This is a genomic window from Propionivibrio soli (assembly GCF_025770765.1).
GTDB classification, from domain to species: Bacteria; Pseudomonadota; Gammaproteobacteria; order Burkholderiales; family Rhodocyclaceae; genus Propionivibrio; species Propionivibrio soli.
In genome coordinates this window covers 25,779-41,517 of record NZ_JANZKY010000001.1, presented here as the reverse complement: position 1 = coordinate 41,517, position 15,739 = coordinate 25,779, and the positions used below count along the sequence as shown (strand labels likewise).

The window sequence follows — 15,739 nt, the reverse complement described above, 5'->3', positions numbered from 1 at the left end:
TCAAGCCGCCATGCCGGAAACGCTTCCTCCTTCCCGACTGATCGATCCGGTTCGCCTACAGCCCTTGCTTGGCGAGGCACGTGGGCGTTTCGACGTCGACGCGATCGCCGAGTGTGGCTCGACCAATACGTTGCTGCTCGACCGGGCGGCACAGGGCGCACCGTCGGGCAGCGTCATTGTCGTTGACCGGCAGACGGCCGGACGCGGAAGCCGCGGCCGGAGTTGGCTTGCTTCGCCCGAAGCCAGCCTGACGTTCTCGGTCCTTTGGCGCTTTTCGGGGGGACTCGAGTCACTGGCCGGCCTCTCACTTGCGGCTGGCGTCGCGGTGGTGCATGGGCTCGAGTCTTGCGGGGCCCAAGGTGTCGGGCTTAAGTGGCCAAATGACATCCTCCATGCAGAAGGCAAACTGGGCGGCATTCTCGTTGAACTGCATTCCGATGACGCCAGCGCACTGGCGGTTGTCGGTATCGGGCTCAATTTGCGCTTGCCGGAACTCAGAGGGAGCGGTGAGGGGTTTGCGTTGCGGCCGGTTGCCCTCGATCAGGCCATGTCCTCTTTCCCTGAACGGCACGCATTATTTGCCGCGCTGCTCGTGGAAATGGCACGCGTATTCGACCGTTTTGAGGCCTCTGGTTTCGCTGCCTTGCGCGAGCAATGGCAGGCACGCAACGCATGGCAGGACAAGCCGGTCAAACTGTTGCGCGGCAATCAGATCGAAACCGAGGGTATTTGCCGGGGCGCAGACGCCGACGGTGCTCTGCTTGTGCAGACGCCTAATGGGATCGAGCGCTGTATTTCAGGCGATCTGTCGTTGCGCAGCAAATCATGATTGCCATCGACGTCGGAAATACCCGCATCAAGTGGGGCGTGTACGACGGTTCTTCGTGGAGCCAGCGCGGGAACCTCCTGACGGCCGAGGTGACGCGGATCGGAGAGGTGGCGGCCGCGTGGCCCGAGGGCGACCGGGTGATCGCCTGCAATGTGGCGGGCGAGCCGGTCAGGGATCAAATAGACAGACGGCTGTCGGCGCGTTTCTCCGCGATTTCGTGGCTACGGTCGGATGTCGAAAGCTGCGGTGTGCGCAATGGATATGACCTCCCCGAGCGGCTTGGCGCCGATCGTTGGGCAGCGCTGATCGGTGCTCGCGGACATACCGATCGTGCCTGTCTGGTGGTCTGCGCCGGTACGGCGACGACGGCCGATTGGCTTGATGCGGATGGCAACTTTCGGGGCGGAGTCATTCTCCCGGGTATGGACTTGATGCTTGCCTCGCTCGCCCGCGATACGGCGCAGCTTCCGCTCGCCGAGGGAGAGTTCCGCCTCGCGCCGCGCAATACCGGTGACGCGATCGTGTCCGGTTGCCTGCATGCGCAGGTGGGCGCGATCGAGCGCATGTTCGCTGCGGTGGCGAGCGAGCCTAGTGCCAAATGTCTGCTGACCGGGGGGGCGTCGCCGCGTATCGCCCGCCACTTGAGTATTCCATTCCAATTGATGGAGAATCTGATCCTCGACGGATTGGTGCGTTTCGGTATGTCGCGCTAGTACTTGGCGCTGCCGCACGGCATATCCGCTAGATGCTTCCGCACTGGACTGGAGACTCGCCATGCTGCCGAAAATGCTGAGTACGTTGCCATCTTTTCTCGCCTACTTTGGCGTTGCGATGGCACTCGTTGCAGTCTTCTTCCTCGCTTACACTCGGGTCACACCGTATGATGAAGTCACACTCATCCGTCAAGGCAACATTGCTGCCGCGGTGAGCTTGGCGGGCGCTCTGCTCGGCTTCGCCATGCCGGTCGCCAACGTCATTGCGCATAGCGACACCCTTGCCGATCTCGCTGCATGGGGCGCAGTTGCTGCTGTCATTCAACTCTTGACGTATCTCGTCGTGCGCGTCGCGCTGCCCCAACTGGCGGCCGATGTACCGGCAGGACGAACGGCGCCGGCGACATTTCTCGCGGTACTTTCGCTGACCGTTGGGCTGATTAACGCCGCCTGCATGACTTACTGATCAAAGAAACCAGATTTCGAATGCCGCCGGCCTTGGCCAGCGCGGTTTTTAGGGGGAGAAAGCGATGGCCATTATGGATTTCATCAGAAAACAATTCATCGACGTCATTCACTGGACGGAGGAAAGCGACGGGGTTCTCGCCTATCGCTATCCGATGCAGGACTTCGAAATCCAGAACGGCGCGCAGCTCACCGTGCGAGATTCGCAGACAGCCATGTTCGTCAATGAAGGGCAGGTCGCCGACGTTTTCGGCCCTGGGCGCTACGCCCTGACCACGCAAACCTTGCCTGTTCTCACCAACCTGAAGAATTGGGACAAGTTGTTCGAGTCGCCCTTCAAGTCGGACGTCTATTTCTTCTCGACCCGGCTGCAACTCGACCGCAAATGGGGAACGCCGAACCCGATCACCATCCGCGACAAGGAGTTCGGGATGGTGCGCATGCGGGCGTTCGGCATCTACTCGTACAAGCTCGCCGACCCGGCGCGCTTTTACAAAGAAATCTCCGGGACGCGTGAGCAGTACACCGTCGACGATCTCGATGGGCAGCTACGCAATCTGGTGGTCGGTGCCATCAGCGACATGTTCGGCGAGTCCGGTGTGCCGTTCATCGATATGGCGGCGAATCAAAATGAATTCGGCACCACCTTGAGAGCGGCGCTGGTTCCGCTTTTCGAGCGCTATGGGCTGGCGCTCGACGCTTTCGTCGTGCAGAACGTCTCTCTTCCCGAGGAACTGCAGAAGACGCTCGACGCAAAGATCAGCATGAACATCGTGGGCGACATGGGCCGTTTTACCCAATATCAGGTCGCGACGAGCATTCCGCTCGCGGCACAGAACGAGGGCGGAGTCGCCGGCATCGGCGCCGGTATTGGGGCCGGCATGACAATCGGTCAGAGTATGGCGCAGGCGGTCGGGCAAGCGGCGCAGCCGGCAGCCGGTGCGACGGCAGGAGCTTCATCCGCCGGCGCGGACGAAATCGTGGCCACATTGGAGAAGCTGCACGGGCTGGTTGGCAAAGGCATATTGACTCAAGCCGAGTTCGAGGCGAAGAAGGCCGAGTTGCTCGGCAAGTTGCGTTGATTCGATAGCCCGCCGGCTGTTCGCGTCGTGGCCAAAACGGCTACTTGCCCCTCTTGCGGCGCGCCCGTCGTTTTTAAGTCGCCGGCGTCCGCCTTCGCCGTCTGCGAATTCTGCCGCAGCACCTTGCTGCGCGACGGAGAAGCGCTGAAGAATCTCGGCCGTATGGCGGAACTGTTGGACGATCCAACGCGCCTGCGCATCGGCAGCGCGGGGGTTCATGAGCGGCGCCGCTTCGCCGTTATCGGGCGCATCCAGCTCAGGCATGCAAGCGGCCTATGGAACGAGTGGCACGTTTTGTTCGACGACGGTCGTAGCGCGTGGCTTTCCGAAGCGGGCGGAGAGTATGTACTCAGCGTGCTGACGGTTGCGAAGGAACCGCTGCCGGCGTTCGCGGATTTGAGTCCGGAAACGTCGGTTCTCCTGAATGGGCGTACCTTCAAGGTAGCCGACCTGGAGACTGCGCGCTGCGTCGCCGGGGAGGGGGAACTTCCTTTTCGCGTCGAGTCGGGCTATGACGTGAAGACGGCCGACTTGAGAAGCGGTGAGCGCTTCGCAACCATCGACTACAGCGAAACGCCGCCACTGCTGTTCGTCGGCAAGCCGGTCACTTTTACTGCGCTCAAGCTAAGTGGGCTGCGTGAACACCCTGCACACCAAGAAAACGGGCGGGCGGGTACCCAGGTTCGCGTTTTCAATTGCCCGAAGTGCGGTGGACCACTGCAAGCGCATTCGCCTGCCATCGAGCGTGTCGTGTGCGCCGGTTGTGGGGCCGTTATCGGCACCGAGAACGAGAGCGTTCGCTTGCTCGCGCAGGCGGCACGCGCCAAGCGCGTCGAGCCTCGGCTGCCGCTCGGTTGCCATGGAACACTGCAGGGTATTGAGTGGGAAACGATCGGGTTCCTGCAACGGCGTACGCGAAGCGACGGTGTGGATTACGCTTGGTCAGAGTACCTGTTATTCAGCGCAGAACACGGATTCGCCTGGCTTACCGAGTACGACGGGCACTGGAATTTCGCGCGGACTCTTTCCGCTCCGCCATCGGTGGCGCGGGGACAGCCGTTATTCTGGAATAAAGGCGGCCGTTTCAAGTTATTCAATTCGGGAACCGCCGAGGTGGCTTATGTCGTCGGCGAGTTCTACTGGCGCGTGGCGGTCGGTGAGAAGTGCTCGATCGATGATTACGTTTGCCCACCGTTCATGCTCTCGCGCGAAATGACGCCGAACGAGGTTGTATGGTCCGAGAGCGAGTATTTGGAACCGGAAACCGTTGGCGCGGCGTTCGGCGTTGCGATGCCGTCGCGTGTCGGCGTCTATGCCAATCAGCCGAATCCATGGGCGGCAACGGCAAAGAAATCCTTGTCGGTTTTCCTCGGGCTTTGCGGCGTCGCGACGCTGGTGCAGTTGGCGTTTGCCCTGTTTCTGTCGTCGCAAACCGTACTCAAGCAGCCCCTTGTTCTTTCGTCGTTCAATGAAGACGCGACGCTGACGACACGTACGTTCTCGATGCCGAACCGGGCACGGGCGTTGCGTGTTCGCCATCGTACCGACGTCAACAACAGCTGGGTCGATGTCACTACGACCTTGGTCGAGAAGAACAGCGGCGAGGCTCGGGAAGGTGCGGTCGAAGTCGCCTATTACTCGGGGAGCGAGGGCGGCGAGAACTGGTCGGAGGGATCGCAAGACGAATCAATCGGATTCAAGGACGTGCCAGCCGGTGAGTATTACCTTACCGTCGAATACGAGTTGGGCAGAGAGCAAAACGCCCGTCGTGCCTACTCGGTGGTCGACAACATCGAAGTCGTACGTAATCCGATCACCTGGTCCAACTACGTGCTTGTCATCCTGTTTCTCGCGATCTTTCCTGTTTTCGCGCGCTGGCGGTACAGCGCTTTCGAAGAGCGGCGCTGGCGCGAAGCCGATTTGGGAGACGCCGTGAGTGTCGATTCGGGAGACGACGACGGAGAAGAGGACGAATGACATGATCAAGGTCAACGTCTTCATCGGCTTACTGGCGATCGCGTTGTTTGCGCACGCGCAGTACGAGGGATGGAACCTGTTCGAACGCGATGCGGGCGCTCCATCGGCGCGATCGGGCGCCAGCCGGACCTACCATAAGTGATGAACCAGGCGCTGCTGTTCTCGGTTTTCGTCGTCGCTTCGTGTGGGCTCGCGTACGAGTTGATCGCCGGGGCCTTGTCCAGCTACCTGCTCGGCGACTCGGTGACCCAGTTCTCGACGGTGATCGGGACCTATCTATTCGCCATGGGGATCGGCTCGTGGCTGTCGCGTTACATCGAGCGCAACCTTATTGCGCGTTTCGTTCAGGTCGAATTGATGGTCGGCGTGCTTGGGGGATTCTCTGCCGCGGCGCTTTTCTTCGTGTTCGCTTGGTTCTCGGCCCCGTTCAAGCTGGCCCTGTATCTGGCCGTGTTCGGTATCGGCGTGCTGGTCGGGCTCGAGATCCCGCTCATCATGCGGATTCTCAAACGCGACCTGACGTTCAAAGACGTCGTTTCGCAAGTTCTGACCTTCGACTATCTCGGTGCGCTGGCGGTTTCGATCCTTTTCCCGTTGCTGCTTGTTCCGCATCTCGGGCTTGTGCGCAGCGGATTACTGTTCGGCTTGCTCAATGTAGCGGTCTCTCTGTGGGCGCTCTGGTTGTTTCGCGCTCAGCTTCATGCCGCCTATGGTCTGAAAATGCAGGCCGCAGTCGCGCTGGTGGTCCTCGTAGCCGGCTTCGTCGGCGCAGGTCACTTCAGCTCGCTTGCCGAAGCCCAGCTCTATGCCGATGAGATCGTCTACAACGAAAGCTCTCCTTATCAGCGCATCGTCATCACGCGCTGGAAAGACGATCTTCGTCTTTTCCTCAACAACAACCTGCAATTCAGTTCCCGAGACGAGTACCGTTATCATGAGGCGCTTGTTCACCCAGGATTGGCGGCTTTGCCCGGCGCCCGACGCATTCTCGTTCTCGGTGGCGGCGACGGCCTCGCGGTGCGCGAGATTCTCAAATACCCGCAGATCGAATCGATTACGCTTGTCGATCTCGACCCGGCGATGACGAGCCTCTTCTCGACGGCGGAGCCGTTGCGCAGGCTCAATGCAGACGCGCTGCGTGCCGCCAAGTTGAAGATCGTTAACGCCGATGCCGCGCAGTGGCTCGAGGAGAATGATGACGTATTTGACTTTGTCGTCGTCGACTTTCCGGATCCCTCAAATTTCGCGATCGGCAAGCTCTACAGCGCAGCGTTCTATCGTTTGCTCGAAAAGCACATGAACGCCGGGGCGCTCGCGGTCATCCAGTCAACGTCTCCGCTCTACGCGCGCCAGTCGTTCTGGTGCGTCGTCGCGACGCTTGAAAACGTTGGCTTCGTCGCCACGCCGTATCACGCGCTCGTGCCCTCGTTCGGCGAGTGGGGATTCGTGCTCGCTGGACGTCGCGTGTATGTACCGCCGAGAGACTACACCGTCGAAACGCGTTTCCTGTCGCCGGAAACTACAACCGCGTTGTTCCAGTTTCCGAAGGACATGGCGCGTGTGGATGCGGAGGTGAATCGGCTCAATAACCAAGTCCTCGTTCGCTATTTCGAGAACGAGTGGCGACACGTGATTCGCTAATATGCGCCGCCGCGATTTTATCCGCGCCCTCAGTGCCGCCGGATGCGTTTCGCTGGCCGGGTGTCGGGATTCCACACAAGCGCTTCCACCGGGAGAGAGCCTCGGTGCGTCGATGAATACCGGACATCGGCTGCAGGCGGGCGACATGCCGTCGCCTACGGAGACAGAGCATGTGCGGGTGGTCATTGTCGGTGCCGGAGTGGCGGGATTGTCGGCGGGTTGGAAGCTCGCCAAAGCGGGTTTCAACGATTTTGTCATTGCGGAGCTCGAAGCGCAGCCCGGCGGCAATTCCCGGGCGGGCCAGGGTGCTGCGGGGCCATTCCCGCTCGCTGCGCATTATCTGCCTATTCCGACACAGGAGGCCGTGGCTGTCCGCGAACTGCTCTCGGAACTCGGCGTTTTGATCGGTGATCCGCGCGCGGAACAACCTCGCTACGACGAGCGGTTTTTGTGCGCCGTACCACAGGAGCGTCTGTATCGGCATGGTCGCTGGGAGGATGGGCTGGTTCCTGCCGTCGGTATAGGCGCCGATGAGCGTGCGCAGTACAAGCGTTTTTTCGGTCTGATGGAAAGCTTCAAGCGGCGATGCGATCAAGGACGGCGGGCGTTCGCTTTGCCGATGGCATTGTCGAGCCGCGCAGACGATCTCGTGGCGCTCGATCGACAAAGCCTACGCAATTGGCTCCTTGCGCAAGGCTTCGATTCGCCGCATCTGCATTGGTACGTTGATTATGCATGCCGCGACGACTTCGGAACGCGCGCCGACGCGGTGTCGGCCTGGGCGGGCATCCACTATTTTGCCTGCCGCAACGGCCAGGCGCGGGACGCTTCGGGCGACGCTGTCCTTACGTCTCCCGGGGGTAATGCCTGGCTTGCCGACGGCATGGCGAGGTCGATCCGCGAACGCGCCGGCGATCGTATCCGCACTGGCTCGCTCGCTTTCAGAGTCATTGAGACCGGCGACCGAATGGCTGTCGACGTGTGGTCGCCAACGGAACAGCGCGTGACGCGTATCGAGGCCGAACAACTCATTTGGGCGGCACCGCTCTTCCTTGTCCCCCACGTATTCGCCGGCAATGCGTCGCTGAAAGCGGCGGCCGCCACTTTTTCGTACGCGCCGTGGCTGGTCGCCAATTTGACGTTGGCCCGTTTCCCGGCGGAACGTTCGGGGGCTGGCGTGGCGTGGGACAACGTGCTTTTCGACAGTCCCGGATTGGGTTACGTCGTGTCGACGCATCAGCAAATGCGGGTTCGCGCCGGGGCCACCGTATTTACCTACTATCGGGCGTTGGCGGAGGTCGATCCGGCCGCAGGGCGCGCGCTGCTGCTCGGAACGCCGCATGAAACCTGGGCCGAGCAGGTTCTTGCGGAACTCGAAGGGCCTCACCCCGATATCCGCCAAGTGGCCGTCCGCGTCGATACCTTTCGGCTCGGCCACGCGATGGTGCGGCCAACCCCTGGCCTTATCTGGGGAACCGAACGTGCTCGCTTTGCGGGTGACTTTCCGCGTGTACGTTTTGCGCACGCCGACGTAAGCGGTTTCTCATTGTTCGAAGAGGCGCAGTATCGCGGCATACTGGCGGCCGAGCGAACGCTGCGCCGACTCGGTCGCGATTTCGTTTCGTCACTGGCCTGAGGCGGACGATGGACGGACTCCACCTTGTCGCCGAGCTGTACGACTGCCGATGTGCCGTCACCAGGTTGCAGAGCGCCGATGCATTGCGCGACATTTGCCTCGCGGTTTGCCAGGCGCCTGGCTTGACACCCGTCGGACAGCTCTTTCATCAGTTCGTCACCCAAGGAGGACCTGCGGGAGCCACCGGCGCGGTCATCCTCGCCGAATCCCACCTCGCGGTGCATACCTGGCCGGAATTGAATGCAGTGACGCTCGACCTTTACGTATGCAACTTCAGCCGAGACAACAGTGCCGCCGCGAGACGCGCGTTCGAGGAAATGATCGCGGCTTTTGTGCCGGGAAGAATCGAGCGACGCGAGATTCGCCGCGGGGCCTGCCGCGAGCAGGCGCTGGCTCTGTCAGAAAGATGCTCGTCTAGTTCCAAATGAGGTGTGCCGCCTGGATGTTGACAGACTGGCGGTGGGGGCGGGCTGCGGGCCAGGAAGCACCGGGCTATACTTGCGCTTTTGCAAACAAATGACCGCCTGCTTTAGGGAGATGTAATGGAATCGCTGCGTTTCGTGCTCGCACAATCCGAAATTCCGACGCATTGGTACAACGTCGTGGCCGATATGCCGACCGCACCGTTGCCGCCATTGGGGCCCGATGGCAATCCCGCGACGCCGGAACAGATGGGCGCGATTTTCCCGATGGCGATTCTTGAGCAGGAAATGTCCGCGGAGCGTTGGATTCCTATTCCGCAAGAGGTGCGCGAAATCTATCGTTTGTGGCGCCCGTCCCCGCTGGTGCGCGCCGCCCGGCTTGAGCAGATGCTCGGAACGCCGGCCAAGATCTACTACAAGAACGAAGGCGTCTCTCCCGCCGGTTCCCACAAGCCGAACACGGCGGTGGCGCAGGCGTATTACAACAAACAGGCCGGCATCAAGCGCATCACGACCGAAACCGGCGCCGGTCAGTGGGGATGTTCGATGGCACTGGCGGGGCAAATGTTCGGCATCGACGTGCGCGTTTTTATGGTCAAAGTCAGCTATCAGCAGAAACCCTACCGCCGCTCGATGATGCAAACCTGGGGTGCGGAAGTCTTCGCTAGCCCGTCGAGCGTCACCCAAACGGGGCGAGATGCGCTGGCGGCAAATCCGGACAACATGGGTTCGCTTGGCCTCGCGATCTCGGAAGCCGTCGAGGAAGCGGCTGGACGTGCGGATACGAACTACGCACTCGGCTCGGTGCTCAACCACGTCGCGCTGCACCAGACGATCATTGGCCTCGAGGCAAAGAAACAGTTCGAGTTGGCAGGCGATTGGCCGGACATCATTTTCGCGCCATGTGGAGGCGGCTCGTCGTTTGCCGGTATGGCGTTCCCGTTTGTCGCCGACAACGCTGCCGGCGGGCGTAAAGGCAAGCCGGTTCGCCTCGTCGCTGTCGAGCCGAGTTCTTGCCCCTCGCTGACCAAGGGCAAATATGCGTACGACTTCGGCGACTCGTCCGGTTTCACCCCGCTCATGAAGATGCATACGCTCGGCCACGACTTCATGCCGCCCGGCATTCACGCTGGCGGTCTGCGCTATCACGGTGCTTCCCCGCTTGTCTCGCAGCTCTATCACGAGGGTTTGATCGAGGCGATCGCCGTACCACAACTCGCGACATTCGAGGCCGGTGTGATGTTTGCGCGGGCCGAAGGCATCATTCCGGCTCCGGAATCGAACCACGCCATCCGCGGTGCCATCGATGAGGCGTTACGCTGCAAGCAGACCGGCGAAGCGAAGACGATTCTATTCAATCTCACCGGGCACGGGCATTTCGACATGGCGTCTTACGACCGGTACTTCGCTGGCGAGCTTGAGGATTTCGACTATCCCGAAGAATCGATCGCCGAATCGTTGCAGCATCTGCCGAACGTCGGTTAACGCGGGATTTATCGATGCGCGTTTTTGTATTCTTGCTGGTGATCGGTAACCTGCTGTTCCTCGCGTGGACGCACGGGTATCTTGGCTTTGCGCCCAACCCGGATGCTTTCCGCATGCAGAATCAACTGCATCCAGAGCGCATTCGGGTGATTTCGGTCGACGAGCCTCCCCCGGAAGCCGCGCGCGAGCAGCGCGTTGTCGCCGTAAGCGAGAGGAAGCAGGTAGAGGCCTGTGTTTTGGTCAGCGATCTGGCGACGGCCGACGCGGAACGGATCGAGGGGGCGTTTGGCGAAAAGCTGCCGGCGGTCCGGGTCAGCAAGATGTTGGTGCCGAAAAGCACGAGCTACTGGGTTTACATCCCGCCGGTAGCAACGCGCAAGGATGCGGAGAGCAAGGCGGCGGAACTGGCCAAGCTCGGCATCAAGGATTATTACATCGTGCAGGAGAATGGGCCCAACAACCGCGCCATTTCGCTCGGCCTGTTTTCTGCCAAGGAGGCCGCAGCGACACACCTGGAGACGCTCAAGGGTCGGGGTGTCCGTTCGGCCAAGGTCTTCGAGCGTGTGCTGAAGCCGGAAACCGTAGCGCTCGAACTGCGCGGGAATGACGGGCAGACCGATGCACTGCGCCAAGTTGTCACCGATGTGCTGGCCGATGCCAAAGTCGAGGCGTGTAAGTCAAAGTCGGTCCAGGCTTCTGCCCAATGAATTTTCTCGTCGGTTTGACGGGTGGGATCGGTAGCGGCAAGACGACCGTCGCCGATATTTTTACTTCCTTTGGCGTCGCCATCGTGGACACCGACGCGATTGCCCATGAATTGACTGGGCCGCGCGGCGGGGCGATGGAAGCTATCGCCGAAGCGTTTGGACCGGGAGTTCTGCTCCCACAGGGGGGGCTGGACCGCGCCGCCATGCGCCGTGTGGCTTTCTCGGACCCGGAAGCCAAGCGCCGTCTCGAAGGCATTCTCCACCCGTTGATTCGCAGCGAAACTGAACGTCGTTGCGTGGCGATGGCTTGGGCCCCGTACGTGATGCTCGTCGTTCCGCTTTTAGTGGAGTCAGGTGTTTACCGCCAGCGGGTTGATCGCGTTCTTGTCGTCGATTGCAATGAAAGTACACAAGTTGAGCGCGTCATAGCACGCAGCGGTTTGACCGCAGAAGAGGTGCGCGCGATCATGGCGACACAAGCCTCCCGCGAGGAACGGCTGGCGGTGGCGGACGACGTGATCCTCAACGAAGGGGACCGTGCCGAACTGGAAGACCGCATTTTGCCCTTGCATCGGCGCTACCTTGAGCTCGCTGAGGTGGCTGGTCGGCACTTGACACAGCGTTGAGGTTTTGGTGCATATGCTTCAGAATACGAGCAGTTTTCGTTTACGCTTGGCGACCGAGTGATCACATACGAATATCCCTTCAATGAGCGCATCCGTACGTTGTTGCGCCTGGAGGATTTATTCGACAAGGCGGCGCATTTCATCCAGCAGGATGGCGCCCGCGAACACCACGTCGTCCTCCTGACATTGTTCGAGATTCTTGAGGTGGCCGGGCGCGCCGACCTGAAGATGGATTTGATCCAGGAGCTGGAACGGCAGCGGCAGTCTTTGCTGGTTTTCCGCAACAACCCGGACATCTCGGAAGAAGCCTTGTCGGGTGCCCTGTACGAAATCGAACAGTCCTCGGCAGCCCTTCTCGGCATGACCGGAAAAATCGGTCAGCACCTGCGCGACAACGACTGGTTGATGAGCGTTAAGAGCCGGGCGGCGATACCGGGCGGCGTTTGCGAGTTCGACTTGCCGTCTTATCACTACTGGCAGCATCGCCCTGATGGCCAACGCCGGGAAACCTTGCTTGGCTGGTTGCAACCGTTCATGCCTCTCCGCGGCGGCCTCGACATCGTGCTGCGGCTGCTGCGCTCGAGCGGGCGTTCGGAGCATCAGGTCGCCGACGGCGGTGCCTTCCAGATGATGCTCGGCGGTAGCACCGCACAGATGGTACGCGTTTCCCTCAAGAGCGACGTCGCTTATATCCCGGAAATCAGCGCCAACAAGTACGCCCTCAATATCCGTTTCGTGAGCCCGGACTACGATCATCGATCCCGCCATTCCGGGACCGACGTCGAGTTCGACATGGTTTTCTGCAATCTTTGATGCCCCGCAAGCCGACCAAGGTACGCTGCCCGCAGTGCGGCGGCGAATCAGAATGGAGTCTGGCCAACCCGTATCGGCCGTTCTGCAGCGAGCGCTGCAAGCTGATCGATCTCGGTGCCTGGGCGTCCGAGTCGTATCGGTTGCCCGAACAGGAACCGAACGGCCCGCCTCCCGACGAACCGGGGGCCTGATTCGGTCGCTCGAACGGCGTCAGCCCCAATTCCGCATCAGGGCAATACCGTGGGCACCGTGAGCCCACGCGGTTTCGATCATGTCCGGTCGCATTCCACCCAAGGAGAATACGGGGAGCGGCGCGCGCTCGACCAAATGGGCAAACGTTTCCCAGCCGATTCCTTTCGCGTCCGGATGCGTTGGCGTCGGCAGCGTCGGACCGAGGACGACAAAATCGAGAGCGAGTGTCGCCGCTTGTGCGAGTTGGGCTTCGTCGTGGCAGGAGGCGCCGACGCAGGGGAACGGCGGTCTTTCGCGGCATTGCATCAGCCGTACCGATGACAGATGGACGCCATCGGCTCCCGTCGCCCGTGCCAGCTCGACGTCGTCATTGACCAACACTTGGGCGCCATAACGGTGGGCCAGAGCGACAGACTGGACGCACAGATGCTGCCTTGCCGCGGTGCTTAAGGTTTTGTCGCGGACTTGAACAAGTCGCAGTCCGTTGGCAAGCGCGGTTTTGAGGCGGGCAAGTTCAATCTCGACCCCGTTTTCCTCCGCGTTCGTCACGGCATAGACGGCCGGTACCTCCAGCGCCTGCATGATTGGCCCGTTTGCCGGCAGCACGGGTTCCACCAACGGCGTTTCGCCCATCTTTATCCAAGCGAAACCGCTGTGCTCAATCGGAGCGATCGTCCCTTGCCACGCGTCAACCCGGAAGAACTTTAAGCGGACCGTGGCGTGCGGGTAGGTGAACTGGCGGGAAAGCCATGGCCATGCCCGTTGGACGGCGATGCCGAGTTCTTCGCGCAATTCGCGATCAAGGGCTTCGCGCAGCGTCTCGCCCGGTTCGACTTTGCCTCCCGGGAATTCCCAGTAGCCGGCATAGACCTTTCCCACCGGGCGTTGAGCGAGCAGATATTCCTGGCGGGGAGCTGCGTCGGCGACATTACGCAACAGGACGGCGGCGGAAACCTCGACGATCTTCGTCACTTCTTGCGCCTGCTTGCTGGCCGCTTCGTGCGATGACTGCCAGCCCAGTCCTTGGCGAACTGCCAAGCGACTCGGCCGCTACGTGAGCCACGCAACAACGCCCAGTTGAGCGCGTCGCGCTCCGCGCGCACGATGTCGGCATCGCTGCAGCCGAAGGAACGCAGCCAATGTGCCGTAATGTTAAGGTAGGCGTCCTGGTCGAACGGGTAAAAGGAAAGCCAAAGCCCGAATCGTTCGGAGAGTGATGTTTTTTCCTCTACGGCTTCTCCGGGATGAATCTCCTCGCCAACCCGCTTGCTCTCCAGATTCTCGGCAAAGTACTCCGGCATCAGGTGGCGCCGGTTCGACGTCGCGTAAATCAGCACGTTGTCCGGCGCCGACGCGACCGACCCGTCGAGAACGACCTTCAGTGCCTTGTATGTCGCGTCGCCTGCATCGAACGACAGATCATCGCAAAAGATGATGAAACGCTCGGGACGCCCATACAGCAGTTCGACGATGTCCGGGAGATCGACCAAGTCGCCTTTTTCTACTTCGATGAGACGAAGCCCTTTTGAGGCATACGCGTGTAGCAGTGCCTTGATCAGCGACGACTTTCCCGACCCGCGGGCACCGGTGAGCAGGACGTTGTTGGCGGGTTGTCCGGCCACGAACTGGCGCGTATTGGCGTCGATCCGCGCCTTCTGGTCGTCGATGTCCTGAAGGTCGGCCAGACGGATGGCTGCCGGCCGGCTAACCGGCTGCAAATAGCCGACTTGGCCGCGCTTGCGCCAACGGAAAGCGATCGACGCATCCCAATCGGGGTGTGCAGACTCAGGGGGAAGCAGGAGTTCGAGGCGGGCAAGCAGGCGCTCGGCGCGGGCAAGGAAGCTCGCGAGAGCAGGCGTGGCGTCGGTCATCGGGCGGTATACTGAGTCGTTCCAAAGCCGAACACTTTAGCCAAACCATGTTGAAATGCCAAACCCGCCGCCCAGGGCGACTGGCCGCCTTGCTTGCGGCCCCCATGATTCTCGCGGCGTGTGCGACCGTGCAGGAAGCCCCGCCTGCGGCCTGCCCGGTGTGCGCTGTGTGCCAGCAATGTCCGACCCCTCCCGTGAAGCCGCCTACTGCGAAACCGATGCAGCCGGCGCAATGGGATGAACTGCCAGGTTGGCCCGACGACAATCTCATCGCGGCTTGGCCAGCCTTCCTCAACTCGTGCCGCGCCCTCGCTGCCCGATCCCAATGGCCACTCTGGCGTCCCGCGTGTGAAGAAGCGAACACTTTGCAGGCCACGGATAACGCGGTGCTACGTCGTTTCTTTGAAGCCCGCTTCCAGCCCTATCGTTTGACCAACCCGGATGGGAGTACCAGCGGCCTTGTCACCGGTTACTACGAGCCGTTGTTACGCGGGGCGCGTAAGCGAAGCGGTTCATTCAACCAGCCGGTCCTTGGTGTCCCGGACGATCTATTGACGATCGACCTCGGCGACGTCGTCCCCGACGTCAAGAACTTGAGGCTGCGCGGCCGCCTGCAAGGAAATAAGGTCGTCCCGTACTACTCGCGTGCCGATATCGTTGGCCGGGAAAAAGCCTACGCTGATCGCGTGCTGTTGTGGGTGGACGATGCGGTGGAATTGTTCTTTCTGCAGATTCAGGGATCCGGCCGCGTGCAGTTGCCGGATGGCCGTCTCGTGCGCATCGGCTATGCGGATCAGAACGGGCATCCGTACCAGTCGGTTGGCCGCGTGTTGATCGAGCGAGGCGAACTCAAGCCTGAAGAGGCGTCGATGCAGGGAATCCAGGCGTGGGGGCGAGCGAATCCCGAACGTCTGAACGAGCTTCTGAACACCAACCCGAGCTACGTGTTCTTTCGCGAACTTCCTCCGCCCGCGAGTCCGAGCGAAGGGCCGCCCGGAGCGCTCGCCGTGCCGCTCGTGCCGGAACGAAGCGTGGCCGTCGATCCTCGGCAAATCCCGCTCGGCGCGCCGGTTTTCTTGGCCACGACGCAGCCCAATTCGCCTGAGCCTTTGCGCCGCCTGATGCTCGCTCAAGACACCGGTGGCGCGATTCGTGGCGTGGTACGCGCCGACTTTTTCTGGGGATTTGGCCCGGATGCCGGACGGCTAGCCGGGCGCATGCGGCAGAGCGGTGAGATGTGGGTTCTGCTGCCCCCTGGGGTTGGTCCGAAATAGCGTGGA

17 protein-coding genes are annotated in these 15,739 nt (G+C 61.3%); 15 read left to right on the top strand and 2 right to left on the bottom strand.

The annotated features are described in order from the left end of the window. Positions 1-10 precede the first annotated feature (10 nt). The 14 genes from NZ453_RS00200 to NZ453_RS00135 all read left to right on the top strand — a co-directional run bounded on the left by NZ453_RS00200 (position 11) and on the right by NZ453_RS00135 (position 12,587). Positions 11-829 (top strand): biotin--[acetyl-CoA-carboxylase] ligase, encoded by an 819-nt coding sequence (locus tag NZ453_RS00200; RefSeq protein WP_263768231.1) that lies wholly within the window; start codon positions 11-13, stop codon positions 827-829. Further along, complete coding sequence (locus NZ453_RS00195) at positions 826-1,542, top strand: type III pantothenate kinase (protein WP_275983000.1); 717 nt, start codon at positions 826-828, stop codon at positions 1,540-1,542. The genes NZ453_RS00200 and NZ453_RS00195 overlap by 4 nt, the downstream gene beginning before the upstream one ends. A 61-nt stretch (positions 1,543-1,603) precedes the next feature. After that, on the top strand, positions 1,604-2,008 hold the full coding sequence (locus NZ453_RS00190; RefSeq protein ID WP_263768230.1) for a DUF350 domain-containing protein: 405 nt from the start codon (positions 1,604-1,606) through the stop codon (positions 2,006-2,008). A gap of 64 nt (positions 2,009-2,072) precedes the next feature. Next, positions 2,073-3,089: an SPFH domain-containing protein gene (locus NZ453_RS00185; RefSeq protein ID WP_263768229.1), complete on the top strand. Its 1,017-nt coding sequence runs from the start codon at positions 2,073-2,075 to the stop codon at positions 3,087-3,089. Between the two features lie 162 nt (positions 3,090-3,251). Then, positions 3,252-5,066, top strand: a complete 1,815-nt coding sequence (locus NZ453_RS00180) for a DUF4178 domain-containing protein (RefSeq protein ID WP_263768228.1) — start codon at positions 3,252-3,254, stop codon at positions 5,064-5,066. A gap of 1 nt (position 5,067) precedes the next feature. Beyond that, positions 5,068-5,208 carry a hypothetical protein gene (locus NZ453_RS00175; protein ID WP_263768227.1) on the top strand — a complete coding sequence of 47 codons (141 nt, stop codon included), beginning with the start codon at positions 5,068-5,070 and terminating at the stop codon, positions 5,206-5,208. After that, complete coding sequence (locus NZ453_RS00170) at positions 5,208-6,707, top strand: polyamine aminopropyltransferase (RefSeq protein ID WP_263768226.1); 1,500 nt, start codon at positions 5,208-5,210, stop codon at positions 6,705-6,707. The genes NZ453_RS00175 and NZ453_RS00170 overlap by 1 nt, the downstream gene beginning before the upstream one ends. Position 6,708: 1 nt before the next feature. After that, entirely contained in the window at positions 6,709-8,343 is a 1,635-nt protein-coding gene (locus tag NZ453_RS00165) for an NAD(P)-binding protein (RefSeq protein WP_263768225.1), read from the top strand. An 8-nt stretch (positions 8,344-8,351) separates the two neighbouring features. After that, positions 8,352-8,771, top strand: coding sequence for an adenosylmethionine decarboxylase (speD, locus tag NZ453_RS00160; protein ID WP_263768224.1), 420 nt, complete (start codon positions 8,352-8,354; stop codon positions 8,769-8,771). Positions 8,772-8,885: 114 nt separating this feature from the next. Next, complete coding sequence (locus tag NZ453_RS00155) at positions 8,886-10,250, top strand: TrpB-like pyridoxal phosphate-dependent enzyme (protein WP_263768223.1); 1,365 nt, start codon at positions 8,886-8,888, stop codon at positions 10,248-10,250. A gap of 14 nt (positions 10,251-10,264) precedes the next feature. Then, positions 10,265-10,957, top strand: a complete 693-nt coding sequence (locus tag NZ453_RS00150) for an SPOR domain-containing protein (protein ID WP_263768222.1) — start codon at positions 10,265-10,267, stop codon at positions 10,955-10,957. After that, a complete protein-coding gene (gene coaE, locus NZ453_RS00145) occupies positions 10,954-11,583 on the top strand; it encodes a dephospho-CoA kinase (protein WP_263768220.1) in 630 nt (209 codons plus the stop codon). Before NZ453_RS00150 ends, coaE begins: the two co-directional genes overlap by 4 nt. Positions 11,584-11,640: 57 nt before the next feature. Then, positions 11,641-12,396: a cell division protein ZapD gene (zapD, locus tag NZ453_RS00140; protein WP_263768219.1), complete on the top strand. Its 756-nt coding sequence runs from the start codon at positions 11,641-11,643 to the stop codon at positions 12,394-12,396. After that, positions 12,396-12,587 (top strand): DNA gyrase inhibitor YacG, encoded by a 192-nt coding sequence (locus NZ453_RS00135; RefSeq protein WP_263768218.1) that lies wholly within the window; start codon positions 12,396-12,398, stop codon positions 12,585-12,587. Before zapD ends, NZ453_RS00135 begins: the two co-directional genes overlap by 1 nt. 19 nt (positions 12,588-12,606) lie before the next feature. On the opposite strand, the gene NZ453_RS00130 is transcribed toward NZ453_RS00135, so the two are convergent. Further along, the gene (locus tag NZ453_RS00130) at positions 12,607-13,626 is read right to left on the bottom strand and encodes a Nudix family hydrolase (protein WP_275982999.1); all 1,020 of its coding nucleotides are present in this window, start codon (positions 13,624-13,626) and stop codon (positions 12,607-12,609) included. Further along, positions 13,557-14,459 (bottom strand): ATP-binding protein, encoded by a 903-nt coding sequence (locus NZ453_RS00125; protein WP_263768217.1) that lies wholly within the window; start codon positions 14,457-14,459, stop codon positions 13,557-13,559. Before NZ453_RS00125 ends, NZ453_RS00130 begins: the two co-directional genes overlap by 70 nt. Positions 14,460-14,653: 194 nt before the next feature. Here NZ453_RS00125 and mltA point away from each other — a divergent pair, with 194 nt between their 5' ends. Then, positions 14,654-15,733, top strand: coding sequence for a murein transglycosylase A (gene mltA, locus NZ453_RS00120; RefSeq protein ID WP_338051129.1), 1,080 nt, complete (start codon positions 14,654-14,656; stop codon positions 15,731-15,733). The last annotated feature ends 6 nt before the right edge of the window (positions 15,734-15,739 follow it).

Bases quoted from the DNA above. Each gene is read 5' to 3' on its own strand.
- NZ453_RS00190 (WP_263768230.1), top strand. From the start codon at position 1,604: ATGCTGCCGAAAATGCTGAGTACGTTGCCATCTTTTCTCGCCTACTTT.
- NZ453_RS00195 (WP_275983000.1), top strand. From the start codon at position 826: ATGATTGCCATCGACGTCGGAAATACCCGCATCAAGTGGGGCGTGTAC.
- speD (WP_263768224.1), top strand. From the start codon at position 8,352: ATGGACGGACTCCACCTTGTCGCCGAGCTGTACGACTGCCGATGTGCC.
- NZ453_RS00170 (WP_263768226.1), top strand. From the start codon at position 5,208: ATGAACCAGGCGCTGCTGTTCTCGGTTTTCGTCGTCGCTTCGTGTGGG.
- NZ453_RS00150 (WP_263768222.1), top strand. From the start codon at position 10,265: ATGCGCGTTTTTGTATTCTTGCTGGTGATCGGTAACCTGCTGTTCCTC.
- coaE (WP_263768220.1), top strand. From the start codon at position 10,954: ATGAATTTTCTCGTCGGTTTGACGGGTGGGATCGGTAGCGGCAAGACG.
- NZ453_RS00135 (WP_263768218.1), top strand. From the start codon at position 12,396: ATGCCCCGCAAGCCGACCAAGGTACGCTGCCCGCAGTGCGGCGGCGAA.
- NZ453_RS00165 (WP_263768225.1), top strand. From the start codon at position 6,709: ATGCGCCGCCGCGATTTTATCCGCGCCCTCAGTGCCGCCGGATGCGTT.
- NZ453_RS00175 (WP_263768227.1), top strand. From the start codon at position 5,068: ATGATCAAGGTCAACGTCTTCATCGGCTTACTGGCGATCGCGTTGTTT.
- NZ453_RS00125 (WP_263768217.1), bottom strand. From the start codon at position 14,459: ATGACCGACGCCACGCCTGCTCTCGCGAGCTTCCTTGCCCGCGCCGAG.
- NZ453_RS00180 (WP_263768228.1), top strand. From the start codon at position 3,252: ATGGCGGAACTGTTGGACGATCCAACGCGCCTGCGCATCGGCAGCGCG.
- NZ453_RS00200 (WP_263768231.1), top strand. From the start codon at position 11: ATGCCGGAAACGCTTCCTCCTTCCCGACTGATCGATCCGGTTCGCCTA.
- NZ453_RS00185 (WP_263768229.1), top strand. From the start codon at position 2,073: ATGGCCATTATGGATTTCATCAGAAAACAATTCATCGACGTCATTCAC.
- NZ453_RS00155 (WP_263768223.1), top strand. From the start codon at position 8,886: ATGGAATCGCTGCGTTTCGTGCTCGCACAATCCGAAATTCCGACGCAT.